The sequence below is a fragment of the Streptomyces sp. NPDC001848 genome, from assembly GCF_042891915.1.
Lineage (GTDB): Bacteria > Actinomycetota > Actinomycetes > Streptomycetales > Streptomycetaceae > Streptomyces.
This window is the reverse complement of sequence record NZ_JBIATP010000005.1, coordinates 452,924-473,416: the sequence shown is the minus strand read 5'-3', so window position 1 is coordinate 473,416 and position 20,493 is coordinate 452,924. Positions and strand designations below refer to the sequence as shown.

Sequence of the window (20,493 nt, the reverse complement as noted above, 5' to 3'; positions counted from 1 at the left end):
GATGACCTCGGACGACACACAGCCGGGCGGCGCGCCGCCCGGGGCCGGTCTGGTGCTGCCGGTCATCATCCTCGCTGTCTTCACCGTCCCGTTGTCGGTTTCCGGAACGGCCGTGTCCCTGGGAGACATCGCCCGCGACCTGGGTTCCTCGTCCCTGGGGGAGCAGTGGGCGCTCAACGGCTTCACGCTGACCTTCGCCTGCTCGACGCTGGTGTGGGGTTCCGTCGCGGACATCATCGGCCGGTGGCGGTCCCTCATGGCCGGGCTGGTGACGTTCGGTGCCGGATCGGCCGCCAGCCTGGTCGCGGTCGACTACCCGATGCTGGACGCGGCCCGGCTGCTGGCGGGGGCGGGGGCCGGCGCGGTCTTCTCGGTGGGCTCCGCGATGCTGTCGTCGGTCCACACCGGGGAGCGCCGGACGCGTGCCTTTGCCCTGCTGGGCTCGGTCGCGGGCCTGTCCCTGGCCTTCGGACCGTCGCTGTGCGGCCTGCTCACGCAGGTCGTCGGCTGGCGTCTGGTCTACGGGGTCCAGCTGTGCTGCCTGGTCGTCGCCTGCGTCGGCATGCCGCCGATCCGCGGCGCGACCGCGCACGAGCGGCGGCGTGCGGTCCGCATCGACGCGGCGGGCGGGGCGCTGTTCTGCGGGGCGACGACCCTGCTGCTCGGCGGGCTGGCCCTCGGCTCGGCGACGGGCTGGCTGTCACTGCCGTTCCTGCTGTGCACGGCCGCCGGTCTCGCCTGCTACGGGCTCTTCGTCCGCCGCGAGTCCACCGCGCCGGACCCCCTGCTGAGCCTGCACACCCTGGGCGACCGGCGCTTCACGGGGACCACGCTGGTGGTGGCGGTGGCGTCGTTCACCTTCACCAATGCGGTCGCCTATCTGCCGGTGTTCTTCCAGGGAGCCTACGGTTCCTCGGCGGGCGCCAGCGGCGCGTTCCTGATGTTCCTGACGCTGCCCGTCCTCGTCACCCCTCTGGTGGCCGGCCGCCTGGTGGCCCGGGGGACGGCCGTGGACAGGGTCCTGGCCTGGAGCATCGTCTCGTTGATCGCGGGTCTGGTGGCGACGGGGGCGGCGGCCCTGTGGGGCCTGGCCTGGATGGCGCTGCCCATGGCGGTCGTCGGCGTCGGCTTCGGGCTCCAGGCCGGACTGGTCGACGGCGAGGCGCTGGCGCAACTGCCGGAGAACGAGGCGGGCATGGCGGCCGGTTGGATCAACACCGTCCGCCTCGGCAGCGAGGCCGTCGGCGTGTCGCTGTTCGGCTCACTGTTCGCCAGTTTCGCCGGCGACACCACGCACGCGTCCCGTCAGGGATTCGCCGTGATAACCATCGGCTCCACCGTGCTCGCGGCGGCCATCGGTGTGGCGTCGATATCTCTGGTGCGCCGCGACCGACGCGCGGAGGTGCTTCCGGAGAACCCGGCACATCCGATCGACAGGTGAACGCGCGGGCCGGGCTGAAGGCCGCCGACCGGCGGACCCGGCGCCGCCCGGCCGAGGGGCGCCGGGGCGAGGGGCGCCGGGGCGAGGGGCGGCCGGCGCGCCGACCAGGTCACTGCTGCTGGGCGGGGCCTGCTCGGTGCTCTCGATCAGCTGACCCCCGTGCCCCGGCCCCGCCGTACGGTCAGGCTGTGGAAGGGGGACCGGGTGGCAGGTGGACCGTCATGATCAGGTGGCAGGTCTCGGTGCCCGCGCCGCGGTAGGTGTGACGGCCACCTCCTCAAGCTCGCGGCGGACGAACTGCAGGGCCTGCTCATCCCGCACGCCGATCAGACCGCCGTGCACTACCTCGGCCCGGACCAACCCCAGGTGAGCGCCTGACAGCACAGCCCGGCCGGGGCCGGCGACACGAGCCGCCGGACCGGAACCGACCGGGGCGGACCGGAACCGACCGGGGTGGACCGGAGACGAGCGCCGGGCCGCCCGGCGGGTGGGGTCAGTCCTTCGTGCGAGCGGGCAGCCGCCATCCCGGGCGCGGGAAGTGGCAGGTGTAGCCGTCGGGGTAGCGCTGCAGGTAGTCCTGGTGCTCGGGCTCGGCCTCCCAGAAGGGGCCGACCGGCTCGACCTCGGTGACGACCTTGCCCGGCCACAGTCCGGAGGCGTCCACGTCCGCGATGGTGTCCTCGGCGATCCGCTTCTGTTCGTCATCCACGTAGTAGATCGCCGAGCGGTAGCTGAGACCGATGTCGTTGCCCTGGCGGTTCCTGGTGCTCGGGTCGTGGATCTGGAAGAAGAACTCCAGGATCGTGCGGAAGTCGGTCTTCGCGGGGTCGAACAGGATCTCGACGGCCTCCGCGTGGGTCCCGTGGTTGCGGTAGGTCGCGTTCGGCACGTCACCCCCGGTGTATCCCACCCGGGTCGCCGTCACGCCCGGGAGCCGGCGGATCAGGTCCTGCATCCCCCAGAAGCATCCGCCCGCCAGCACGGCCCTCTGCGTCTGCACTGCCATGTCGGCCCCTCCAATACCTGTCGCCGCGGTCGCTCGCGCTGCTCGGCTCGCACACCGTCGGCATCCCATACCGTCCGGCTACGTCAGCGCTGGAGGGAGCCGAAGAATTCCGTCCCCGGTGACGAGCGGTTCGGCGACGGTCTCGTGCCTCCCACCGCTGCCGCCCACCACCACGGACCCGCTGCGCTCGCAGGTCGCAGCAGCCGATGCCAGACTGACGACGTGGCCGTCTTGTCACTCCCAGTCGGCACGTCCCGGGCGCACCGCGCCCGGCGCCCGCGTCATCGCCGTCTGCCTTCCGGCCGGCCCCGGCCTACCGGTGCGCGTGGCGGTGACTCCCGGCCCGGGCCCGGGGCCGGCGGGACCTGCCGTCCACGGCCGCCCTGACCCGAGGACGTGATCGGCCTCGCCCCGGTGGAGGGCCCAGGGAGGTCTCCCGCATGAGGACCTGCATACGGAACGCCGTCGTCACCGGTGCCGCCGTCTCGCTGGCGGTTGGCCTCGCAGCCTGCGGACAGGGCGGCGGGAACGCCGCCGGCGGCGGGAGCGGCCCGAGCATCGCCCTGCTGTTGCCGGACGCCATCACGTCCCGCTGGGAGACGGAGGACAGGCCCCTGCTGGAGAAGAAGATCAAGGAGATGTGCGGCGACTGCACGGTCGAGCACGCCAACGCCCGGGGCGATGTGGCCACCCAGCAGCAGCAGGTCGACTCCATGATCACCAGAGGGATCGATGCGGTGGTGCTCGTGGCGGTCGACGCCCGATCCCTCAGTACGGCGGTCAAGAAGGCGCATGAGGCGGGCGTCCCGGTCATCTCCTACGACCGCCTCTCCGAGGGCCCGATCTCCGGCTATGTCTCCTTCAACGGTCAGGAGGTCGGCAGACTCCAGGGCAGGGCGCTTGTGCAGGCCATGGCTCACAGGGGGCACGGCGACGAGATCGTCATGATCAACGGCGACCCCACCGACCCCAACGCGGTCGCGTTCAAGAAGGGAGCCCTGTCGGTACTCAAGGGCAAGGTCAAGATCGGCAAGATGTTCGACACACCCATGTGGCGGTCGGACCTCGCCAACGCGGAGATGTCAGGAGCCATCGCCGACCTCGGCGCGGACAACGTCGCCGGTGTCTACTCCGCCAACGACGCCCTCGCCTCCGGCATCATCTCCTCGCTCCGGGGAAACAAGATCAGCCCGCTGCCCCCGGTCACCGGCCAGGACGCGGACCTCGGAGCGGTGCGGCGCATCGTCGGCGGCGAACAGTACATGACGGTCTGGAAGCCGTTCCAGCCGGAGGCCGCCGCAGGGGCCGCGATGGCCGTGGCAGCCGCCCGCGGCGAGAGCCTCGACCGCATCGCCACCACCAAGGTGAGCACTCGCGGCGCCAATGCGGTTCCGGCCGTGCTGCTCACCCCGCTGTCCGTGACCGCCGACAACATCAAGGACACCCTCGTGAAAGGCGGTGTGTACACGATCGGGCAGATCTGCGTTCCCCGGCTCAGGGCGGCCTGCGACAAGCTGGGACTCATCGGGTAGGCCGGTTCAGGCCGGTGCACCACGGCCAGGCCCGGGAAGGAGATGGTTTCCGTGCCGGCTCCACCCCTGCTGGCACTGCACGGCGTCTGCAAACGCTTCGGCGTCGTCCAGGTCCTCACCGACATCGAACTGGAGGTTCGAGCCGGCGAGGTCGTGGCGCTCCTGGGCGACAACGGGGCCGGCAAGTCCACTCTGGTCAAGGTGATCTCGGGCGTCACGCCCGCGGACACGGGCGTCATCGAGTGGGAGGGCCGGCCGGTGCAGATCAGGCGTCCCCAGGACGCCCGGGTACTCGGCATCGCCACCGTGTACCAGGACCTCGCCCTGTGCGGGAACCTCGACGTCGTCGGCAACCTGTTCCTCGGGCGCGAGATCCGAAGGTTCGGATTCCTGGACGAGGTGGAGATGGAACGCCACACCCGGGAACTGCTCAAGCGCCTGGCGACGAGCCTCGTCGATCTGCGCTGCCCGGTCGTCTCCCTGTCGAGCGGCCAGCGCCAGATGGTCGCCATCGCCCGCTCGCTCCTCGGCGACCCGCGACTGCTCCTTCTGGACGAGCCGACGGCCTCCCTCGGCATCCAGCAGACCGTCGAGGTCCTGGACCTGGTCGACCACCTGCGTGACCGCGGCATGGGAGTACTGCTGATCAGCCACAACATGGCCGACGTCAAAGCTCTCGCGGACCGGGCCGCGGTGCTGCGGCTGGGCCGCAACAACGGCTTCTTCAACGTGAACACCGCGTCTCAGGAAGAGATCATTTCCTCCATCACCGGGGCCACGGAGAACGTTCCGCGCCGGGTGGCCCACCGGGAGGTGGAGTGGTGAAAGAGAGCCGCAAGAGGGCGGACGACACGCGGACCGACCCCGCCGTCACCCGTCAGCCGCAACCCGGGCGGAAAACCGTCCGTGTCCTGGCGGGCTGGGCCGCCGCGTCCCGGCGCAGGTTCATGGCCGGCGAACTCGGCTCCGTCCCGGTCATCCTGGTCCTCGCCGCGGTATGGATCGTCTTCCAGTGCCTCAACCACAACTTCCTCTCGCCCCGGAACCTGTCCAATCTCAGCGTGGACATCGTGGGTACGGGCCTGATCGCGGTCGGCATCGTCTTCGTGCTGCTGATCGGCGAGCTCGACCTGTCGGTCGGCTCGATCAGCGGTCTCGCGGCGGCCGTCTTCGCCGTGCTCAACGTCAACAACGGCGTGCCGGAATGGCTCGCCATCATCCTCGCGGTGCTCACAGGCACCGCGGCCGGGACCATCCAGGGCTTCTCCGTCGCAAGAACCCGCGTGCCCGCCTTCGTCGTCACGCTCGCGGGGCTGCTGACCTGGAACGGCCTCATGCTCTACATCCTGCGCACCAGCGGCACCATCGACCTCCCCGAGAACGGCGTCCTCGCCAAACTGACCAGCTACTACTTCGGCAACGACGGCGTCGCCTACGGTCTGGCGGCGTTCGGCGCCGGCCTGCTCTTCCTCATCTCCTACCGGGACCGGCGACGCCGTCGCGCCACTGGCCTGCCGCACCGCTCGCTCGCGGAGATCGGCGTGCGCACGGGAGCGCTCGCGGTGATCTCGTTCGCCGCCGCCTACGTACTCAACCGGTTCCACGGCCTGCCGCTGGCCCTCCTGGTCTTCCTGGTCATCACGGCCGCCCTGGACGTCCTGCTGCGCGGTACCCACTACGGACGACAGATCTACGCACTCGGCGGCGGCGTCGAGGCGGCCCGTCGCGCCAGCCTCAGCGTGGTGCGGGTGCAGACCGCGGTGCTCGCGTTCTCGGGCACCATGGCCGCCGTCGGCGGCCTGTTCCTCGCCTCACGGATCACCTCGGTGAGCCAGTCCTCCGGCTCGGGCATCCTGCTGCTGAACGCCATCGCGGCCGCGGTCATCGGCGGCACCAGCCTGTTCGGGGGACGCGGCACCACCTGGTCTGCGGTGCTCGGCGCGCTGATCATCCAGTCGATCTCCTCGGGCATGGCGATCACGGACATCCCCATCGCCCTGCAGTTCGTGATCACCGGCGGCGTGCTGTTCGCGGCGGCGGTCGTCGACGCGCTGTCGCGGCGCTCCCAGGAGGCGCACGGGCGGGCGTGAGGCGCAGCCGTGGCCGCTCACCGCCCGGCGTACGCGGCGACAGCGGGCTACATGAAAGGGGCCCACGACTGAAGGCACCGGCCATGAGGCCGAGGCCGGACTCGCCCGCACGGACGACAGGGCTGTGAAGGCCGACAGCAAGGGGCTGACGTCGAGGCCGGGCCGGTGGCCCTCCGGTTCCGACTCACACCAACCGCGTTGGGCTCAGACGCCGACTCCCTCGGCCACGTTGCGCCCACTGGCGGTGCTCACGTCGAATGTGCCGGTCACAGCGGCGGTGATGAGGGCTTGACGACGCTCGGCCAGCAGATCCAGCAGCCGAAGAGCGCGCTCCTTGAGCCGCTTCGACGTGTGGGTCAGGGAATCGATCTGCTGAAGGGTCGAGACCTGTCGGCCAGGTTCGATGAACGGAACGACGATGTTGCCGTACTTCTCGGCATTCACATTCTGAATCGTGGACTTCACCGCCCCCTCGCTGATCTGTTGCCAGTACGCGGGGGTCTGGCAGAAATACCAGACGAGGCGGGGGAGTATCGCCCGGTGATCCACGCGTGCACGAATCAGATAGCCGGCGTGGGCGGCCGGGCCCAACCGGCTTTCGTACAAGAAGGCCTTTCCTGTCGTTGAGCCACTGCGCACCAGGAGGATGTCACCGTCCTCCAGCAGGTAGCGCTGCGCCACCTCGGGAGGAAGTGACGCGAAGGTCTCGTCCCGGAGGGTGCCGTCCTCCGTGATGTCCGTGGTGCGGATGTACCTCGGCCAGTCGCGGCGGTCGTGCTCCGCCGCTTCGTTCGCCCCGTAGGAAGGAGGGGCCACAAGCAGGTGCTTCAGACGGATCGTGCTCGCCGCCGCCCGGGACAGGGCCAGCGAGATCGCGGCCTCCTCGCGTTCCTCGAGGAGTTCCGTCAACCGCACCTGGGACTCGACCAGCCTGTCCATCCCGGCCGTCTCGGCGTCGAGGAAGTCGGCGATACGGCGCTGTTCCTCGGGCGCCGGGTAGGCCCAGCGAGAGGCGAAGAACGCGCCGGTGTCCAGGTTCTGAATGCCCGTGGTCTGCTTGATCGCGGCCTGGGTCAGCCCCTGTCCGTACGCCGCGGCGAACACATACGTCAGAAACCGGGGGTCGACATCGTCGGACGGTTTGATGCGCGCGCAGAAGTTCGAGCAGACCGCTCTGTCCCTGTCGGTGAACAGGACGGCCATACCCACCGGTTGTTTCTCACCGCCCCCCGACTTTTCGAGAATCAGATCGCCGGGACGCAGCAGGTGCTGCCGGAGTGATGCCGGGTCCACGTGGCGCAGCGGCGCGTTGGAGAGATCAACGCGTCGGCATTCGCGATCGAAATCGGCGGCGCGGACGCAGCGAACGTCACTGCCGTCCCCGCTGGGGTCGGCGCCCCAGGTGCCGTTCGTGGCCGCGGCGATGAGATTCTTGAGGCGCCCACGGGTCCAGTGAGCGGGTGCCGCGTCGAGCCACTGATCCGCGGTGGTCATTCCGTGACCTCCCCCAACAGCCCCCGAATCTCCGCCTCCAGCGCCTTCAACTCGGCGTCGATCTCCGCCAGCGGCCGCGGCGGCTTGTACACATGGAAATGCCGCGTGAAGGGGATTTCGTACCCGGTCCTGGTCCTGCCGTGGTCGATCCACGCGTCCGGCACATGCGGGTGCACCTCCCGCTTCAGGTACTCCTCGACATCCTCGCCCAGCGGCACGTTCTCGTAGTCCCGCAGCTCCGGGTCCGCCTCCGGGACGCCCTTGACCTGCTGCACCTCGCCCTCGGCATCCCGTACGCCGATGGCTTCGCGTACCGCCTTCGCGAAGGGGGCGCCCGCCGGCCACAACAACCCCGCCGCGACAACCGCGTCCTCGAGCGCCGCGAACGCCTCGGACTTCGTCCCCCAGGAGGACCCCGACAGCGTCCGCACCGCCGCCACGAACTCCTCGCTCCGCTCCAGCTTCTGCACAGGCTTCGCGGCAGCCAGCGCTGCCGGCGTCTCTTCCGTCACCTCGAACCGAAGCCTCAGCGGCCGCTCCACCGTGATCCGCCGGTACCCGAAGTCCTCGTTGGAGAAGACCTTCACCTTGCCGTGCAGCGGGTGCTCCGGATCCTCCGCCACGGCGAGCGCCTCGCCGTACAGCCGCACCACCGTCGCGATGTGCTCGCTGCCCAGCTCCTTGCGCTTGTCGCCCAGCGACTTCCGCATCCTCTGCCACTGGTCGCGCGCGTCCAGCAGGATGACCTTGCCCTTGAGGTCCGGGCTCTTGCGGTTGGTGAGGAGCCAGAAGTACGTAGCGATGCCGGTGTTGTAGAACAGCTGGTCCGGCAGGGCCACGATGCCCTCCAGCCAGTCGTTCTCCAGAATCCGGCGCCGAATCTCCGACTCACCCGAGCCCGCCGCACCCGTGAACAGCGGCGAGCCGTTGAAGACGATCGCGATGCGGGAGCCGCCCCCGCCGCCCACGTCCACCGGCTTCATCTTGGAGATCATGTGCTGGAGGAACAGCAGCGAGCCGTCATTGATGCGCGGCAGCCCCGCCCCGAAGCGGCCGGCCTCGCCGAGCGTCCGGTGCTCGTGCTCGACCTCCTCCTTCACCTTCTTCCACTCCACGCCGAACGGCGGATTGGCCAGCAGGTAGTCGAACGTCCGGCGCTTGTGGCCGTCGTCGGAGAAGGAGTTGCCGAAGACGATGTTCTCCGGGTTCTGGCCCTTGATCATGAGGTCGGAACGGCAGATCGCCCACGACTCGGGGTTGAGCTCCTGCCCGAACACCTCCACCGTCGCGTCCGGGTTGAGCGCCTTGATGTGGTCGTCCGTCGCCGACAGCATGCCGCCCGTACCGCACGCCGGGTCCATCACCGTACGGACCACTCCCGGCACGTGCAGCGCGTCGCCGTCCGGCGCGATGAGCAGCTCCACCATCAGCTTGATGACCTCACGCGGGGTGAAGTGCTCACCGGCCGTCTCGTTCGACTGCTCCGCGAAGCGGCGGATCAGCTCCTCGAAGATGTAGCCCATGTTGTGGTTGGGCACGACCGCGGGGTGCAGGTCCAGGTCCGTGAACCTGCCGATGACCTTGTACAGCAGGCCGGCGTCGTCCAGCCGCCTGACCTGCCGGGCGAAGTCGAAACGGTCCAGCACGCCCCGGGCGTTGTCGGAGAACGCCCCCACGTAGACCTGCAGGTTCTTCGCCGCGTCCTGCGGGTCGGCCGCGATCTTCTTCAGGGTGAGGCCGGACCTGTTGTAGAACGAATGGCCCGAGGCCCGGCACAGGAACCCGTCCGGGTCGATCTCACCGTCCTTGTACCGGGCCGCCAGCTCCGAGACCTTCTCGCGCGTCGGCTCCAGCACGCACTCCAGCCGTCGGAGCACCGTGAACGGCAGGATGACCTTGCCGTAGTCCGACTGCTTGTAGTCCCCCCGGAGGAGATCGGCGACGGACCACACGTGGTTCGCCAGCTCCGTGTGCTTGCTGCTGATCAAAAGGATCCCGAATTCCTTCCCGAAATGCCCCGCCCCTACCGGCACCCTTCCGCCGCGCGCATGCGCACAGGACCCTCTCGGTAGCGGAAGCCAACAACCTACAGCCCTCGTCGAACCCGGTCTGTCACCGCGCTACCTCCCCCAGATCGCCCGGTAAGCCTCCCGGTACCCCACCGGATCCCACGACGTGGCCCCACGGCTGTTCTGCGCCGTGGCCACATGCACCGGAGCCACATACCCACTCGCCGGAGCCCCCGAGAACGCCCGGTTGAACTCGTCCACGATCTGCCAGCCCTGCTGCGTGAGCGGTTCCGGGACCGTCGCCGCCTGGTACCCCCCGCTGTTGACGCGCTCGAACGCGGACGGATCCCCGTCTCCGGCGCCGATGTTGAAGGGGGGACCCGAGCCCTTGCGTCCCGCGGCGCGCAGGGCCGGGGCGGCGTCGGCGAAGTAGAGGTCGTTGATGGCCGCCGAGTAGGTCCAGCGGTCGCCCAGGCGGGACGCGAGGGAGGAGGCGTCCTGGGGAACGCGGCTGCTCGCGTCCGGGAGTGGGACGTTCTCGTAGGACAGGAGCCGCACGCCGCCGCACGTGGCCAGTTCCCTTCTGATCGACTCCGCCTTGTGCTTCGCGAACGGGATCGAGTCGTCCGTGAAGAGAACGGCCCCCGCCCGGCCGCCGGAATGAGCGATGATCCAGTCGGCCGTGATCCTCGCGACGTCCCCCACATGGGTGGTGACGTTCGTGAACAGCTTCGGGTCCTTGCTGGGGCCGGGCGCGTCGACCGCGTGCCAGCCGATCAGTGGGATCCGCTCCGCGGTGGCCCGCGACACCTGCCGCGCCGTGGACTTCGGGTCGAAGCCACCCAGCACGATGCCCGACGGCTTGAGCGCGATCGCCTGGCTCAGTGCCGCCTGGATGCCGTCCGGTGTGCCGCCTCCGTCGATCACCTGGAACTTCCAGCCGATGGCCCGCGTGGCCTCCCTCACGCCGTTCGCCGCGCCGGCGACACCCGGGTTGGTCATCGTCTGCGCGACGTAGATGATCGTCCGGCCGTGTGCGGCCCTGGGGCCGGTCCTGGGGCCGTTCCAGGCGGTACGGGGCTGCTCCGCCTGGCGTACGGTCGACTGCGCCCGGGCGAACGCCGCGGGGCAGCCGGACGTCGACGGCTCGGTGGAGGTCCCGGTACCCGGCCGCGAGCCGTGTCCGCAGCCGGTGGCGAGGACGACGACGGCCGCCAGGGCGGCGGTCCCTACGGCGGTTGCACGGTTCACGTGCACATCTTCCCGCTCTCGGCCATGTCAAGGGGCCTGCGGAGGGCCTTCGCCGGACGTCGGCGCGCGGCGGCCGTCCGCCGTGGCCGCGCGCACCCGGCGGCGCGCCGCATAGCCCGCCAGACCGACCGCCAGCAGCAGGGTGCCTCCGTCGAACAGCGGGGTGACCCAGAAGTTCGCGCCGAGTTGTTGGATGCCGGCCAGGCCGATCGCCAGCACCGCGACGGCGACGAGGGTTCCCGCGGCGTTGGCGCGGCCCGGCCTGATGGCGGTCGAGCCGAGGAGCGCGCCGACGAAGGCGGGGAGCAGATGGTCCATGCCCACGCTCGGGTTGCCGAGCTGTTGTTGCGTCGCCAGCAGCACTCCCGCGAAGCCCACGACCAGTCCGGAGGCGGTGAAGGCGTAGACGCCGTAGCGACGGGTGGGGATGCCGACCAGGTCGGCGGCGCGCGGATTGGAGCCGATGACGTAGAGGTAGCGGCCGAGCGGCAGACGTTCCAGCAGCAGCCAGAGCAGAACGGCCAGCGCCAGGACGTAGAAGGCGGGGAGGGGGAGGCCGAGGAACGTGGCGTCGTAGACCTCGGTGAAGGCGGGCGGCAGGCCCGCCGGGCCGGGGACGATACGGGCGCCGCCGGTGATCCAGCCGGTGATGCCGTACATCACCGTGCCGGTGCCCAGGGTGGCGATGAAGGAGTTGATCCGGGCGAACTCGACCAGCAGGCCGTTGCAGACGCCGACGGCCCCGCCGCCGGCGACGACGGCGAGGCAGGCCGCCGGCCAGGGCCAGCCGTCGGCCACGATCAGGTGCAGGACCATCACATGGGCGAGCCCGAGGCCGTACCCGATGGACAGGTCGAACCGGCCGGTGGCGATGGGGAGCGTCGCTCCCAGCGCGAGGACCGCCGACACCGACTGGTCGGACAGGATCGAGGAGACGTTGTCCAGCGTCGGGAAGGTGCCGGGCAGGGCCAGGGAGAACACGAGGAACAGCAGGGCGGTCAGGAACAGCAGGCCGTACGCGCCGATGACATGGCCCTTCGCACGGACCGGCCGCCACCGGGGCGGGCGGGACGGGCCGCGTGGTGACCGTGGGGCGGGGCCGGTCATCGGTCCGTCGCCGTCCCGGTGATCCCCGGCATGGCCGACGCCGTCCGGGTCAGTTCCGGGACCGTGAGGGCCGCGCCGGTCAGCTCGGCCGCCACGGTCCCCTGGACGAACACCAGGACGCGGTGGCACACGTCGGCGACCTCCTCGAAGTCCGTGGAGCACAGCAGTACCGCCGCGCCGGCGGCCGACGCCTCCTCGAGCAGGCGGTGGATCGCCGCCTTGGCGCCGACGTCGATGCCGGCGGTCGGTTCCTGCAGGACCAGCAGGCGCCGGCCGAGCCGGAGCCACCGGCCCACCATGACCTTCTGCTGGTTGCCGCCGGAGAGGGTGTCGATACGGGCCTCGGTGTCGAGGGGCCGCACCCCGTACCGGTCGAGCAGGGACAGGGCCGTGGCGCGCTCATGTCGCGGACCGATCCAGCGGGGCGCGCGCGGGCCCTCCGCCCGCGGGTTGGCCAGGAGGTTCTCGCGCACGGTCAGGTCGTGCAGGCAGCCCTCCTCCTGTCGGTCGTCGGTCACGAAACCGACCCCGGCGTCGACGGCGGCGGCCACCGTGCGTGGCTGGTAGGGGCGGCCGTCCAGCAGGACGCGTCCGCCGAGGACGGTCCCCGAGCCGGCGAGCGCGCGCCCCAGAGCCATGTGACCGGCGCCGGTGAGCCCGACCATGCCCAGCAGCTCACCGGACCGCAGCTGCAGGGTGACCGGCCCCGCGGTCTCGGTGCGGACGTCCTCCAGGCGGAGCACGACCCGACCGTGCGCGGGAGCCGTCGTGGGTGGGTGGTCGGCCGGTCCCCGTGTGGGGACCCTTGTGGGCGGGTGGTCGGCCGGTCCCTGCGCGGGAGCCGTCGTACGGCGGTTGGCGGCGGGGCCGTGTCCGACGATGTCCCGCACCAGACGGGCCGGGGGATGGTCGGCGAGGCAGCCCCGGCTGACGACGCGGCCGTCGCGCAGCACGGCGAAGCGGTCGGCGACCTGGTACACCTCGTCGAGCCGATGGCTGACGTACAGGATGCCGTGGCCGCGGTCGCGCAGGGCGTGCAGTACGTCGAACAGGCGTGCGGAGTCGCTCGCGGGCAGGCCGGCCGTGGGCTCGTCGAGCACGATCAGCGGGGCCCGGGTGCACAGCGCGCGGGCGATCGCGACCAGCGAGCGCTCGGCCCGGCCGAGGTCGGCGACCCGGGCGTCCGGGCGGAGATGGCCGGCGACGGTCTCCAGGGCCTCCGCGCAGCGCTCGCGCGCCCTCCGCCACGAAATCATCCCCAGGCGTCGGGGATACCCGGCTCCCAGCGCGATGTTCTCCGCGACCGTCATCCACCCCACGAGCCCGAGGTCCTGGTGGATGAAGGACATCGCCCGGGAGGCGGCGTGGCTGCCGAGCGGGTGCCCGGCGACCGTCACTTCTCCCTCGTCGGCGCGGTGCACCTGGGCGAGCACCTTGATGAGCGTGGACTTGCCGGCGCCGTTGGGACCCAGCAGCGCCAGCACGCTGCCCCGGTGGATGTCGAGGTCGACCGAGTCCAGCGCGAGCGTGCCGCCGAACCGCTTGCCGAGCCCCCGGATGCGCAGGAGGGGCTCCGCACCGCTGTCGTTCGCGGCGAAGTCCGGGACGTCATGCGAGGCCAGCGAGGTCCCCCCAGTCCATGTCCGTCGGCGCCGCCTCCGGCAGACCGCCGGACGGCGCCTGAAGGGCGCACTCCGCCCAGATGACCTTGCCCTCGGCGGTGTAGCGGGTGCCCCAGGCCTGGGCGAGCTGCGCCACGAGGAACAGGCCCCGGCCGCCCTCGTCGTGGGTGGCCGCGTGGCGAAGGTGCGGAGCCGTGCTGCTGGTGTCGGCGACCTCGCAGATCAGCGTGCGGTCGTGGATCAGGCGTACGCGGATCGGGCCGCTGCCGTAGCGGACCGCGTTGGTGACCAGTTCGCTCAGCAGCAGCTCCGCCGTGAACGACACCTCGTCCAGGCCCCAGTCGGCCAGGCGGCGGATGGCGGAGGCGCGGACGTCCTTGACACGGGCCGGGTCGGCGGGCAGCGACCACTCCGTGACCCGGCCGGGGTCCAGGGCGTGGGTGCGGGCCACCAGGAGCGCGATGTCGTCGTCGGGGTGCTCCGGCGCCACGGTGCTGAGGATCGCGCGGCAGGTCTCCTCCGGTGCGCGGTCCGGGTGGGCGAGCGTCCGGCGCAGCAGCTCGAAGGAGGTGTCCAGGTCCCGCCCGCGGCCCTCGACGAGCCCGTCCGTGTACAGGACGAGTTCGCTGCCCTCGGGGAGGGGGATCTCGGCGGACTCGAACGGCAGGCCGCCGAGGCCCAGGGGAGGCCCGGCGGGCAGATCGGGGAACGTCACGCTGCCGTCGGGCCGCACCAGCGCGGGCGGCAGATGGCCCGCACGCGCCACCGTGGCCCGCTGCGAGGTGGGGTCGTAGACGGCGTACAGGCAGGTCGCGCCGATGATGCCGGTGGTGCTGCAGGCCGTCTCGTCCCGGTCCATGCGCCCCACCAGGTTGTCCAGGTGGGTGAGGACCTCGTCGGGGGCGAGGTCGAGTTCGGCGTAGTTGCGCGCGGCCGTGCGCAGCCGGCCCATGGTGACCGCGGCGTGCAGGCCGTGACCCACCACGTCGCCGACGACGAGCGCGACCCGGGTGCCGGAGAGGGGGATGACGTCGAACCAGTCACCGCCGACCTCGTACTCGGCGGGCTCGTACCGGTGGGCGATCTCCACGGCGCTCTGCTCGGGCAAGCGGCTCTGGAGCAGGCTGCGCTGCAGCGCCAGGACCATGGTGTGCTCGCGGGTGTAGCGGCGGGCGTTGTCGATGCAGATCGCGGCGCGGGTGGCGAGTTCCTGGGCCAGGGAGCGGTCGTCGTCGTCGAAGGGCGACGGGGTCGCGCAACGGTAGAAGCTCGCGATGCCCAGGACCACGCCGCGGGCGAGCAGCGGGACGGCGATCAGGGAGTGGACGCCCAGGGCGACGAGGCGTTCGGTGTGCGCGGGCTCCTGGGAGATCCAGCCGGTGGAGACCCTCAGATCGGGTACCAGCACGGCCTGCTCACGGTCCAGGCACCGGGACTGCGGCGTCGCGGGGCGGGGGTCGACCCGCGCGCCGACCGGGTAGAAGGGGAGGTCGTCACGGGTGCCGTGACTCACCGCCCGCACCATGCCGGTGCTCGGGTCGGCCGCCTCCTCGCCGCGCAGAACGGCCTCGGGCAGGTCGATGGCGATGTGGTCCGCGAGACGGGGTACGGCCATCTCGGCGAGTTCCAGAGCCGTGCGGCGGACGTCCAGGGTGGTGCCGATACGGGCGCTCGCCTCGGACAGCAGTTCCAGACGGCGGCGCGCCGCGACGGCGTACGTCCCCACGCCGGGCTCCCCGACGAGGACCAGACGGCCGTCGGCCGTCGCGGGGGCGGGTGCGGTGGCGCCGGGCTGCTCGCGGGGCTGCTCGGGCGCACGGACGGTGGGCCGGGCCCTGGTCACCTGACCGGACGGCACACCGAGGAGCTGCCGGGGCACCGGAACGGCGGGCGCACCGGGCGGGGCGAGGGCGCGCGGTTCGTCGGAGGGGCCGGGCAGGGTGAGCCGCGGCTGCGGCCCGTCCTCGCGCAGGACCGCCTCGACGGCGACGCCCTCCGCGCCGCCGGGGCCCGTCACCACGTGGCTCAGGAGGATGAGCCGCCGGCCGTCGGAGAGGGTCAGCTCGACCGCGCCGCGCTGGGCGGCGGAGATCAGCTCCGCGGCCTTCTCCTTCACGCTCACCCGGTCGCGCACGCTCAGCCCGACGGGGGCCGGCTCGTCCAGGTCGATCGCCGCGGCGTCGAGGACCTGCGCACCGACCGTGGCGCCGCGCCGGGCGTCGAGGTACGCCTCCAGCAGAGCACGCTCGCGCGCCGAACTCTGTTCCAGCAGCCTCCGCTCGATCGCATGGGCGGCCTTGGTGATCAGGGTGTCCATGACCGGGCTCGCGTCGACGCGCGGGCAGCCGAAGGACAGGACGCCCTCGATACGTCCGCTGAGCAGGTCACGGATCGGGACGGCCGAACAGGCGTTGCCCTGCGACCGCTCGGCGAAGTGCTCCGCGCCGTAGAGCCGGCACAGCCGCCGCTCCGCCAGGGCGAGGCCGATGCCGTTCGTGCCCGCGACGTGCTCGGCGAACACGAACCCGGGGACCACCTGGAACGGGGGCAGACTGCGGGCCAGCGACGGTTGTCCGAAGCGGCGGGCGAGCACCGTCCCCTCCCCGTCGGCGAGCCCGATGTTCATCCGGCTGCCGGCGAACCGGTTCTGCAGCCAGTCGAGCACGGGGTCGGCCGCACGGACGAGCGCTACGTCCGTGTCGACGTCCGGACGATAGGGGAGCTGGGCCTGGTCGGGGGAGAGGCCCAACCGCACGGAGCGCTGCCAGGAGTTGAGGATCATGCTCCGCACGCTGCCCTCGACCGTCCCGCCCTGCAGGAACCGCTCGCGAACCGAGGCGAGGTCGATGCCGGTGTCCACGACCATGTGCACCACTCCCCTCGCCGGCTCGCCGCTGGACTGCTCCGCCGCCCCCCTCGGGGAGCGGTTGGATGCCGTAGGTAATTTTAGAACTTATCGGACTTATCTTGATAAAAAGGGCGAATTACCTATTTCGGGCACGGTCTGGTCCGAGAGGCTGGAGAGGTCCGAGAGGCTGGAAAGGTCCGCCAGGTCGGCGTGACCCTTCAGGTCCGCGATGGTCACGGGCCGTCCCGTCTCCACCGACCGTATGGCCGCGAGCGCGATCGTCAGAGGCCGCGCGGGCGTCCTCACCCGTGACCGCGGGGGTTCGGACGGTGCGGACGCTGTCGGCGAAGTCGGCCAGCTCCGCGACGTACGCGTCATGGAAGAGGTCCTGGTCGTAGGTGACGCACTCGGCGGCGATGCCGTCCGGTCCGTACGCCGTCAGGTGGGTGCGGCGGAGGTCGCCCATCGTCACCATGCCCGCCGAGCCGAGGACCTCGCCGCGCACGTCGTATCCGTAGACGGCCTGGAAGCTCGCCTCCGCGGTGGCCAGGGCGCCGTTGTCGAAGCGGATCGTCACCACGGCCGTGTCCAGCAGGCCGCGCTCCTTGAAGTCGGGGCGGATCAGGGCGTCTGCCCACGCGAACACCTCCACCCGCTCGGCGCCCGGGTTGAGGAAGCGCAGGGTGTCGAAGTCGTGGATGAGGGTCTCCAGGAAGATCGTCCATGGCGCGATACGGGACGGATCGACCAGCTTCGGGTCGCGGGTGAGCGAGCGCAGCAGCTGCGGGGTGCCGATGGCGCCCGCGGTGATCTTCTCGTGGGCGGCGCGGAACCCGGCGTCGTACCGGCGGTTGAAGCCCACCTGGAGCACCGTGCCCGCCTCGGCGGCGGCCGCGACGGCACAATCGGCCTCCGCGAGGGTGACGGCCATCGGCTTCTCGCAGTACACCGCCTTGCCCGCCCGCGCCGCGGCCTCGACCAGGCCGGCGGCCGACGACCCCCGCGGCCGGGCAGGGGAAACGGCCGACCCTCGCGGACGTCGCGGCACGGGCGGGCGTGTCCGTCGCCCTGGTCTCCATCGTGATGCGCGGGGTCAAGGGCGCGGGCGCCGCCACCCGCGAGCGCGTGCTCAGGGCCGCCGAGGAGATCGGCTACCGGCCCGACACCCGGGCCCGCCTGCTGCGCAGCAGCCGTTCGCGCCTGCTCGGCGTGCAGTTCGGGCTGCGCGAGCCGTTCCACACCGACCTCGTGGAGGGCATCTACGCCGCCGCCGAGCCCGCCGGCCATCAGGTGGCCCTCAGCGCGGTCGCGCCCTCCCGCGGCGAGCGGCAGGCGGTGGAGGCGCTGCTCGCCGACCGGTGCGAAGCCCTCGTCCTGCTCGGCCCCGAGGTGCCCGCTGCCCGGCTGGCGGACCTCGCGGCCCAGGCCCCCGTGGTCTCGGTGGCCCGCCGGCTGCGGCCGGCCCCGCCCGGCGTGGACGTCGTGCGCACCGCCGACGACGAGGGCGCCCGCCAGGCGGTCGACCACCTGGTCGCGCTGGGGCACCGCGCCATCGCGCACATCGACGGCGGCAGGGCGCCCGGTGCCGCCGATCGCCGCCGTGGCTACCGCACCGCGATGAACCGCCACGGCCTCGCGGACCACGTCCGCCTCCTGCCCGGTGGGCTCGGCGAGGAGGACGGGGCCCGGGCCGCCCGCGCCCTGCTCGTCGAGGCGCCCCGGCCGACCGCGGTCCTCGCCTTCAACGACCGTTGCGCCACAGGCGTTCTCGACGCCTTCCTGCGGGCCGGTGTCACCGTCCCCGACGAGGTGTCCGTGGTCGGCTTCGACGACACCAGCCTCGCCCGCCTCGCCCACATCGACCTCACCACCGTCGCCCAGGACATTCCCCGCCTGGCGGAACTCGCCGTCGGCCGCGCCATCGCCCGGCTGGAGGGGGAGAGGGACAGTGAGTCGGCCCCGGGCCAGGAGAGGGTCATCGCCCCGCGCCTGGTCGTCCGGGGCACCACGGCGGCGCCCGGCGGATCGGTCCCCACGGCTCAGCGCAGGCCCACCGGTCCCTGACGGGTACGCCCCGGCCCATCGGTCCCCGAACGGGTACGCCCCGGCCTCACGCGGCGTACCGGCCCGGTGGCCCGACGACGGTTCCGCCCCACGCCTGGGGTGCGAAACCGTACGTCCCTTCGTCGGAACGTCAGTACGTCCGTAGGGTGTCCGCAAAATCCGTGCGGCCCGCGCTCCGGTGGTTCGCAGCCGCCGGTCGTCCCACGGGACGTTTCCCGCATCCCTGGCACAACGGGACGGAATCCCCGGCCGTCGGCACGGAAACGCTGGGCGACATGAGATCACGCAGACCGTGATCGGCATCGTCAGCACGGAGGTTCCCATGATTCGCCGGACACTGCAGAGCGGCCTGGTGGCCGCGGTCGCGATGTTCGCGCTGGTGCCCACGGCCGCCGTCGCCGCCGACGGGGGCCGGCCCACTCCGGCGCCGGTCGTCCGGACGGTCCCGCACCGCCCGCACATCCCGCTCCCCGCCCCGGCCCGGCACCGCGCGCACCGCTCCACACGGTGCTCCCACCCCGCCCGCCACACCCGGCACGTCACGCGCGTGGTCCACCACCGGCGTCCCGTCCGCCTCGTGGGATACGTCGCCACGCGCCACGCCAGACTGAACGTCCGCTCCGGTCCCGGCTTCCGCTACCGCGTCGTCGGCCACGCGCACGTCAACGGCCGCCTCGTACTGGTCTGCAAGAAGAACGGATCGTACGTCTTCGGCAACCGGCGCTGGTACAAGCTCTCGGGCAACCAGGGTTACGTCTCCGCCCACTACGTCCGCACGCGGGGCGCCCTGCCCTGGTGCTGACAAGGCGATCGCTCCCTCCTCCAAGGGACGGCCTGCCCGGCGCGCGTGACCGGGCAGGCCGTCGTGCGCTGCGTCCCGGCGACCGACCATTTCTCATACCGGTCTTGATGTGTGGCGGCACCGCACCCCCGGGAACACATCTCGACAACCAGGGCGAACCACCCAAATAGGATTAGGTGTTGAGGGACAGGTCATGCGACAGCCCCAAGGATCGAGACCGTGAAAGCCGGCGCGGCACGGACGGCGGCACCGTGCGGCCCCTCGGCCGCACCGCCCGCACAGACGGACGAGGCGTTCGTGACCACGCTGCGCGATCTGAAGGAGCGCACCGGTCTCAGCCTCGCGGCCCTCGCCGCGCGCACCCCGTACAGCAAGTCCGCCTGGCACCGCTATCTCAACGGCGCCCAGCGGCCCCCTCGTTCGGCGGTCGAGGCGCTCGCCGCACTCGCCGGCGCCGACCCCGCCCCCGTGCTGGCCCTGTGGGAGACGGCCGACCGCCCGCCGCCCGCGCACACACCATCCCAGGACGGCCCCCCGGCCCGGACCGCTCGCCTCCGCAGATTGCCGCTGTCGGCGGTCGCGCTGATCGTCACGGTCACCGCGGTGGCCGTCGCCCTCCTCGCCGCGGACCGCTCCGGCGCACCGGGCGGACGGCTCGCCGCGGCGTCGCCCCGATGCCGGGGCGACGCCTGCCAGGGTCAGCTGCCCGACGTGTCCGCCTGCGACCGGGACGCGCAGACCAAGAGCAAGGTGCGCGACGCCTCCTACGCGGTGCGCCTGGAGTACTCCCCGGCCTGCGGCACCGCCTGGGCCGAGGTCGACGCGGACGCCTCCGACGCCCGCGTCATCTCCGTCCGCAAGGGGCGGGACGTGCTCTCCGCGGCGTATCCGGGAGACGGTTCCGGCGGCTCGGCGAGCCCGATGCTCGCCGTGACGTCGCCCGACGATGTGGAGGCCTGTGCCAAGGTGGATGGCAAGCTGGCGTGCACCGGCCTGGACGCCGAGCCCGCGGAGGAGCACTGACCGCATGTCTCGTCCGGCCACCGTTCCGGCACGTGTCCGGTGTCCACGCTCTGACGCTTCCGGATGTCCTACATGTTGTAGGGTTTGGCTCGTCCGTCCGCCGGTCGGTATCTCGGCCGGCCCGTTGAGCGCCGATCGGGGGATCTGTGCGGGAGTCCGAGGAGCCGTCACCAGCGGGCGGCCCGATCTTCGAACGCATGGTGG

At 71.8% G+C, this 20,493-nt stretch carries 15 protein-coding genes and 1 pseudogene; 7 read left to right on the top strand and 9 right to left on the bottom strand.

Translation table 11 applies throughout. The features are described 5' to 3' along the window. Position 1 precedes the first annotated feature (1 nt). Entirely contained in the window at positions 2 to 1,441 is a 1,440-nt protein-coding gene (locus tag ACFYZJ_RS13465) for an MFS transporter (RefSeq protein WP_388566612.1), read from the top strand. Positions 1,442 to 1,622: 181 nt separating this feature from the next. On the opposite strand, the pseudogene ACFYZJ_RS13460 reads toward ACFYZJ_RS13465, so the two are convergent. Both ACFYZJ_RS13460 and msrA read right to left on the bottom strand, forming a co-directional pair. Further along, positions 1,623 to 1,718, bottom strand: a pseudogene (locus tag ACFYZJ_RS13460) (XRE family transcriptional regulator); the annotation flags it as partial. Between the two features lie 216 nt (positions 1,719 to 1,934). Continuing rightward, positions 1,935 to 2,447 (bottom strand): peptide-methionine (S)-S-oxide reductase MsrA, encoded by a 513-nt coding sequence (msrA, locus tag ACFYZJ_RS13455; RefSeq protein WP_388566610.1) that lies wholly within the window; start codon positions 2,445 to 2,447, stop codon positions 1,935 to 1,937. 440 nt (positions 2,448 to 2,887) lie between these two features. On the opposite strand from msrA, the gene ACFYZJ_RS13450 reads away from it, so the two are divergent. From ACFYZJ_RS13450 to ACFYZJ_RS13440, 3 genes are read left to right on the top strand one after another with little or no spacing between them, the layout of a single operon-like run. Further along, positions 2,888 to 3,979 carry a substrate-binding domain-containing protein gene (locus ACFYZJ_RS13450; RefSeq protein WP_388566607.1) on the top strand — a complete coding sequence of 364 codons (1,092 nt, stop codon included), beginning with the start codon at positions 2,888 to 2,890 and terminating at the stop codon, positions 3,977 to 3,979. Positions 3,980 to 4,021: 42 nt separating this feature from the next. Then, positions 4,022 to 4,804 (top strand): ATP-binding cassette domain-containing protein, encoded by a 783-nt coding sequence (locus tag ACFYZJ_RS13445; RefSeq protein ID WP_388566605.1) that lies wholly within the window; start codon positions 4,022 to 4,024, stop codon positions 4,802 to 4,804. Then, a complete protein-coding gene (locus ACFYZJ_RS13440) occupies positions 4,801 to 6,069 on the top strand; it encodes a sugar ABC transporter permease (protein WP_388566602.1) in 1,269 nt (422 codons plus the stop codon). Before ACFYZJ_RS13445 ends, ACFYZJ_RS13440 begins: the two co-directional genes overlap by 4 nt. A 204-nt stretch (positions 6,070 to 6,273) precedes the next feature. Here ACFYZJ_RS13440 and ACFYZJ_RS13435 read toward each other — a convergent pair whose 3' ends face one another. The 7 genes from ACFYZJ_RS13435 to ACFYZJ_RS13405 all read right to left on the bottom strand — a co-directional run bounded on the left by ACFYZJ_RS13435 (position 6,274) and on the right by ACFYZJ_RS13405 (position 17,448). After that, positions 6,274 to 7,563, bottom strand: a complete 1,290-nt coding sequence (locus ACFYZJ_RS13435) for a hypothetical protein (RefSeq protein WP_388566600.1) — start codon at positions 7,561 to 7,563, stop codon at positions 6,274 to 6,276. Then, a complete protein-coding gene (locus ACFYZJ_RS13430; protein WP_388566598.1) occupies positions 7,560 to 9,551 on the bottom strand; it encodes an N-6 DNA methylase in 1,992 nt (663 codons plus the stop codon). Before ACFYZJ_RS13430 ends, ACFYZJ_RS13435 begins: the two co-directional genes overlap by 4 nt. Positions 9,552 to 9,683: 132 nt before the next feature. Continuing rightward, positions 9,684 to 10,829: a substrate-binding domain-containing protein gene (locus tag ACFYZJ_RS13425; RefSeq protein WP_388566596.1), complete on the bottom strand. Its 1,146-nt coding sequence runs from the start codon at positions 10,827 to 10,829 to the stop codon at positions 9,684 to 9,686. Between the two features lie 21 nt (positions 10,830 to 10,850). Beyond that, positions 10,851 to 11,930: an ABC transporter permease gene (locus ACFYZJ_RS13420; RefSeq protein ID WP_388566593.1), complete on the bottom strand. Its 1,080-nt coding sequence runs from the start codon at positions 11,928 to 11,930 to the stop codon at positions 10,851 to 10,853. After that, positions 11,927 to 13,552 carry a sugar ABC transporter ATP-binding protein gene (locus ACFYZJ_RS13415; protein WP_388566677.1) on the bottom strand — a complete coding sequence of 542 codons (1,626 nt, stop codon included), beginning with the start codon at positions 13,550 to 13,552 and terminating at the stop codon, positions 11,927 to 11,929. Before ACFYZJ_RS13415 ends, ACFYZJ_RS13420 begins: the two co-directional genes overlap by 4 nt. Then, positions 13,539 to 16,418: a SpoIIE family protein phosphatase gene (locus ACFYZJ_RS13410; protein WP_388566590.1), complete on the bottom strand. Its 2,880-nt coding sequence runs from the start codon at positions 16,416 to 16,418 to the stop codon at positions 13,539 to 13,541. Before ACFYZJ_RS13410 ends, ACFYZJ_RS13415 begins: the two co-directional genes overlap by 14 nt. Before the next feature lie 118 nt (positions 16,419 to 16,536). Then, positions 16,537 to 17,448, bottom strand: coding sequence for a Gfo/Idh/MocA family oxidoreductase (locus ACFYZJ_RS13405; RefSeq protein ID WP_388566587.1), 912 nt, complete (start codon positions 17,446 to 17,448; stop codon positions 16,537 to 16,539). 8 nt (positions 17,449 to 17,456) lie between these two features. On the opposite strand from ACFYZJ_RS13405, the gene ACFYZJ_RS13400 reads away from it, so the two are divergent. The 3 genes from ACFYZJ_RS13400 (at position 17,457) to ACFYZJ_RS13390 (ending at position 20,289) form a co-directional block, all read left to right on the top strand. Then, the gene (locus tag ACFYZJ_RS13400) at positions 17,457 to 18,464 is read left to right on the top strand and encodes a LacI family DNA-binding transcriptional regulator (RefSeq protein ID WP_388566585.1); all 1,008 of its coding nucleotides are present in this window, start codon (positions 17,457 to 17,459) and stop codon (positions 18,462 to 18,464) included. A 322-nt stretch (positions 18,465 to 18,786) separates the two neighbouring features. Next, positions 18,787 to 19,266 (top strand): SH3 domain-containing protein, encoded by a 480-nt coding sequence (locus ACFYZJ_RS13395; RefSeq protein WP_388566583.1) that lies wholly within the window; start codon positions 18,787 to 18,789, stop codon positions 19,264 to 19,266. 219 nt (positions 19,267 to 19,485) lie between these two features. After that, on the top strand, positions 19,486 to 20,289 hold the full coding sequence (locus ACFYZJ_RS13390; RefSeq protein WP_388566580.1) for a DUF2690 domain-containing protein: 804 nt from the start codon (positions 19,486 to 19,488) through the stop codon (positions 20,287 to 20,289). The last annotated feature ends 204 nt before the right edge of the window (positions 20,290 to 20,493 follow it).

Bases quoted from the DNA above. Each gene is read 5' to 3' on its own strand.
- ACFYZJ_RS13465 (WP_388566612.1), top strand. From the start codon at position 2: ATGACCTCGGACGACACACAGCCGGGCGGCGCGCCGCCCGGGGCCGGT.
- msrA (WP_388566610.1), bottom strand. From the start codon at position 2,447: ATGGCAGTGCAGACGCAGAGGGCCGTGCTGGCGGGCGGATGCTTCTGG.
- ACFYZJ_RS13450 (WP_388566607.1), top strand. From the start codon at position 2,888: ATGAGGACCTGCATACGGAACGCCGTCGTCACCGGTGCCGCCGTCTCG.
- ACFYZJ_RS13445 (WP_388566605.1), top strand. From the start codon at position 4,022: ATGGTTTCCGTGCCGGCTCCACCCCTGCTGGCACTGCACGGCGTCTGC.
- ACFYZJ_RS13435 (WP_388566600.1), bottom strand. From the start codon at position 7,563: ATGACCACCGCGGATCAGTGGCTCGACGCGGCACCCGCTCACTGGACC.
- ACFYZJ_RS13420 (WP_388566593.1), bottom strand. From the start codon at position 11,930: ATGACCGGCCCCGCCCCACGGTCACCACGCGGCCCGTCCCGCCCGCCC.
- ACFYZJ_RS13410 (WP_388566590.1), bottom strand. From the start codon at position 16,418: ATGGTCGTGGACACCGGCATCGACCTCGCCTCGGTTCGCGAGCGGTTC.
- ACFYZJ_RS13395 (WP_388566583.1), top strand. From the start codon at position 18,787: ATGATTCGCCGGACACTGCAGAGCGGCCTGGTGGCCGCGGTCGCGATG.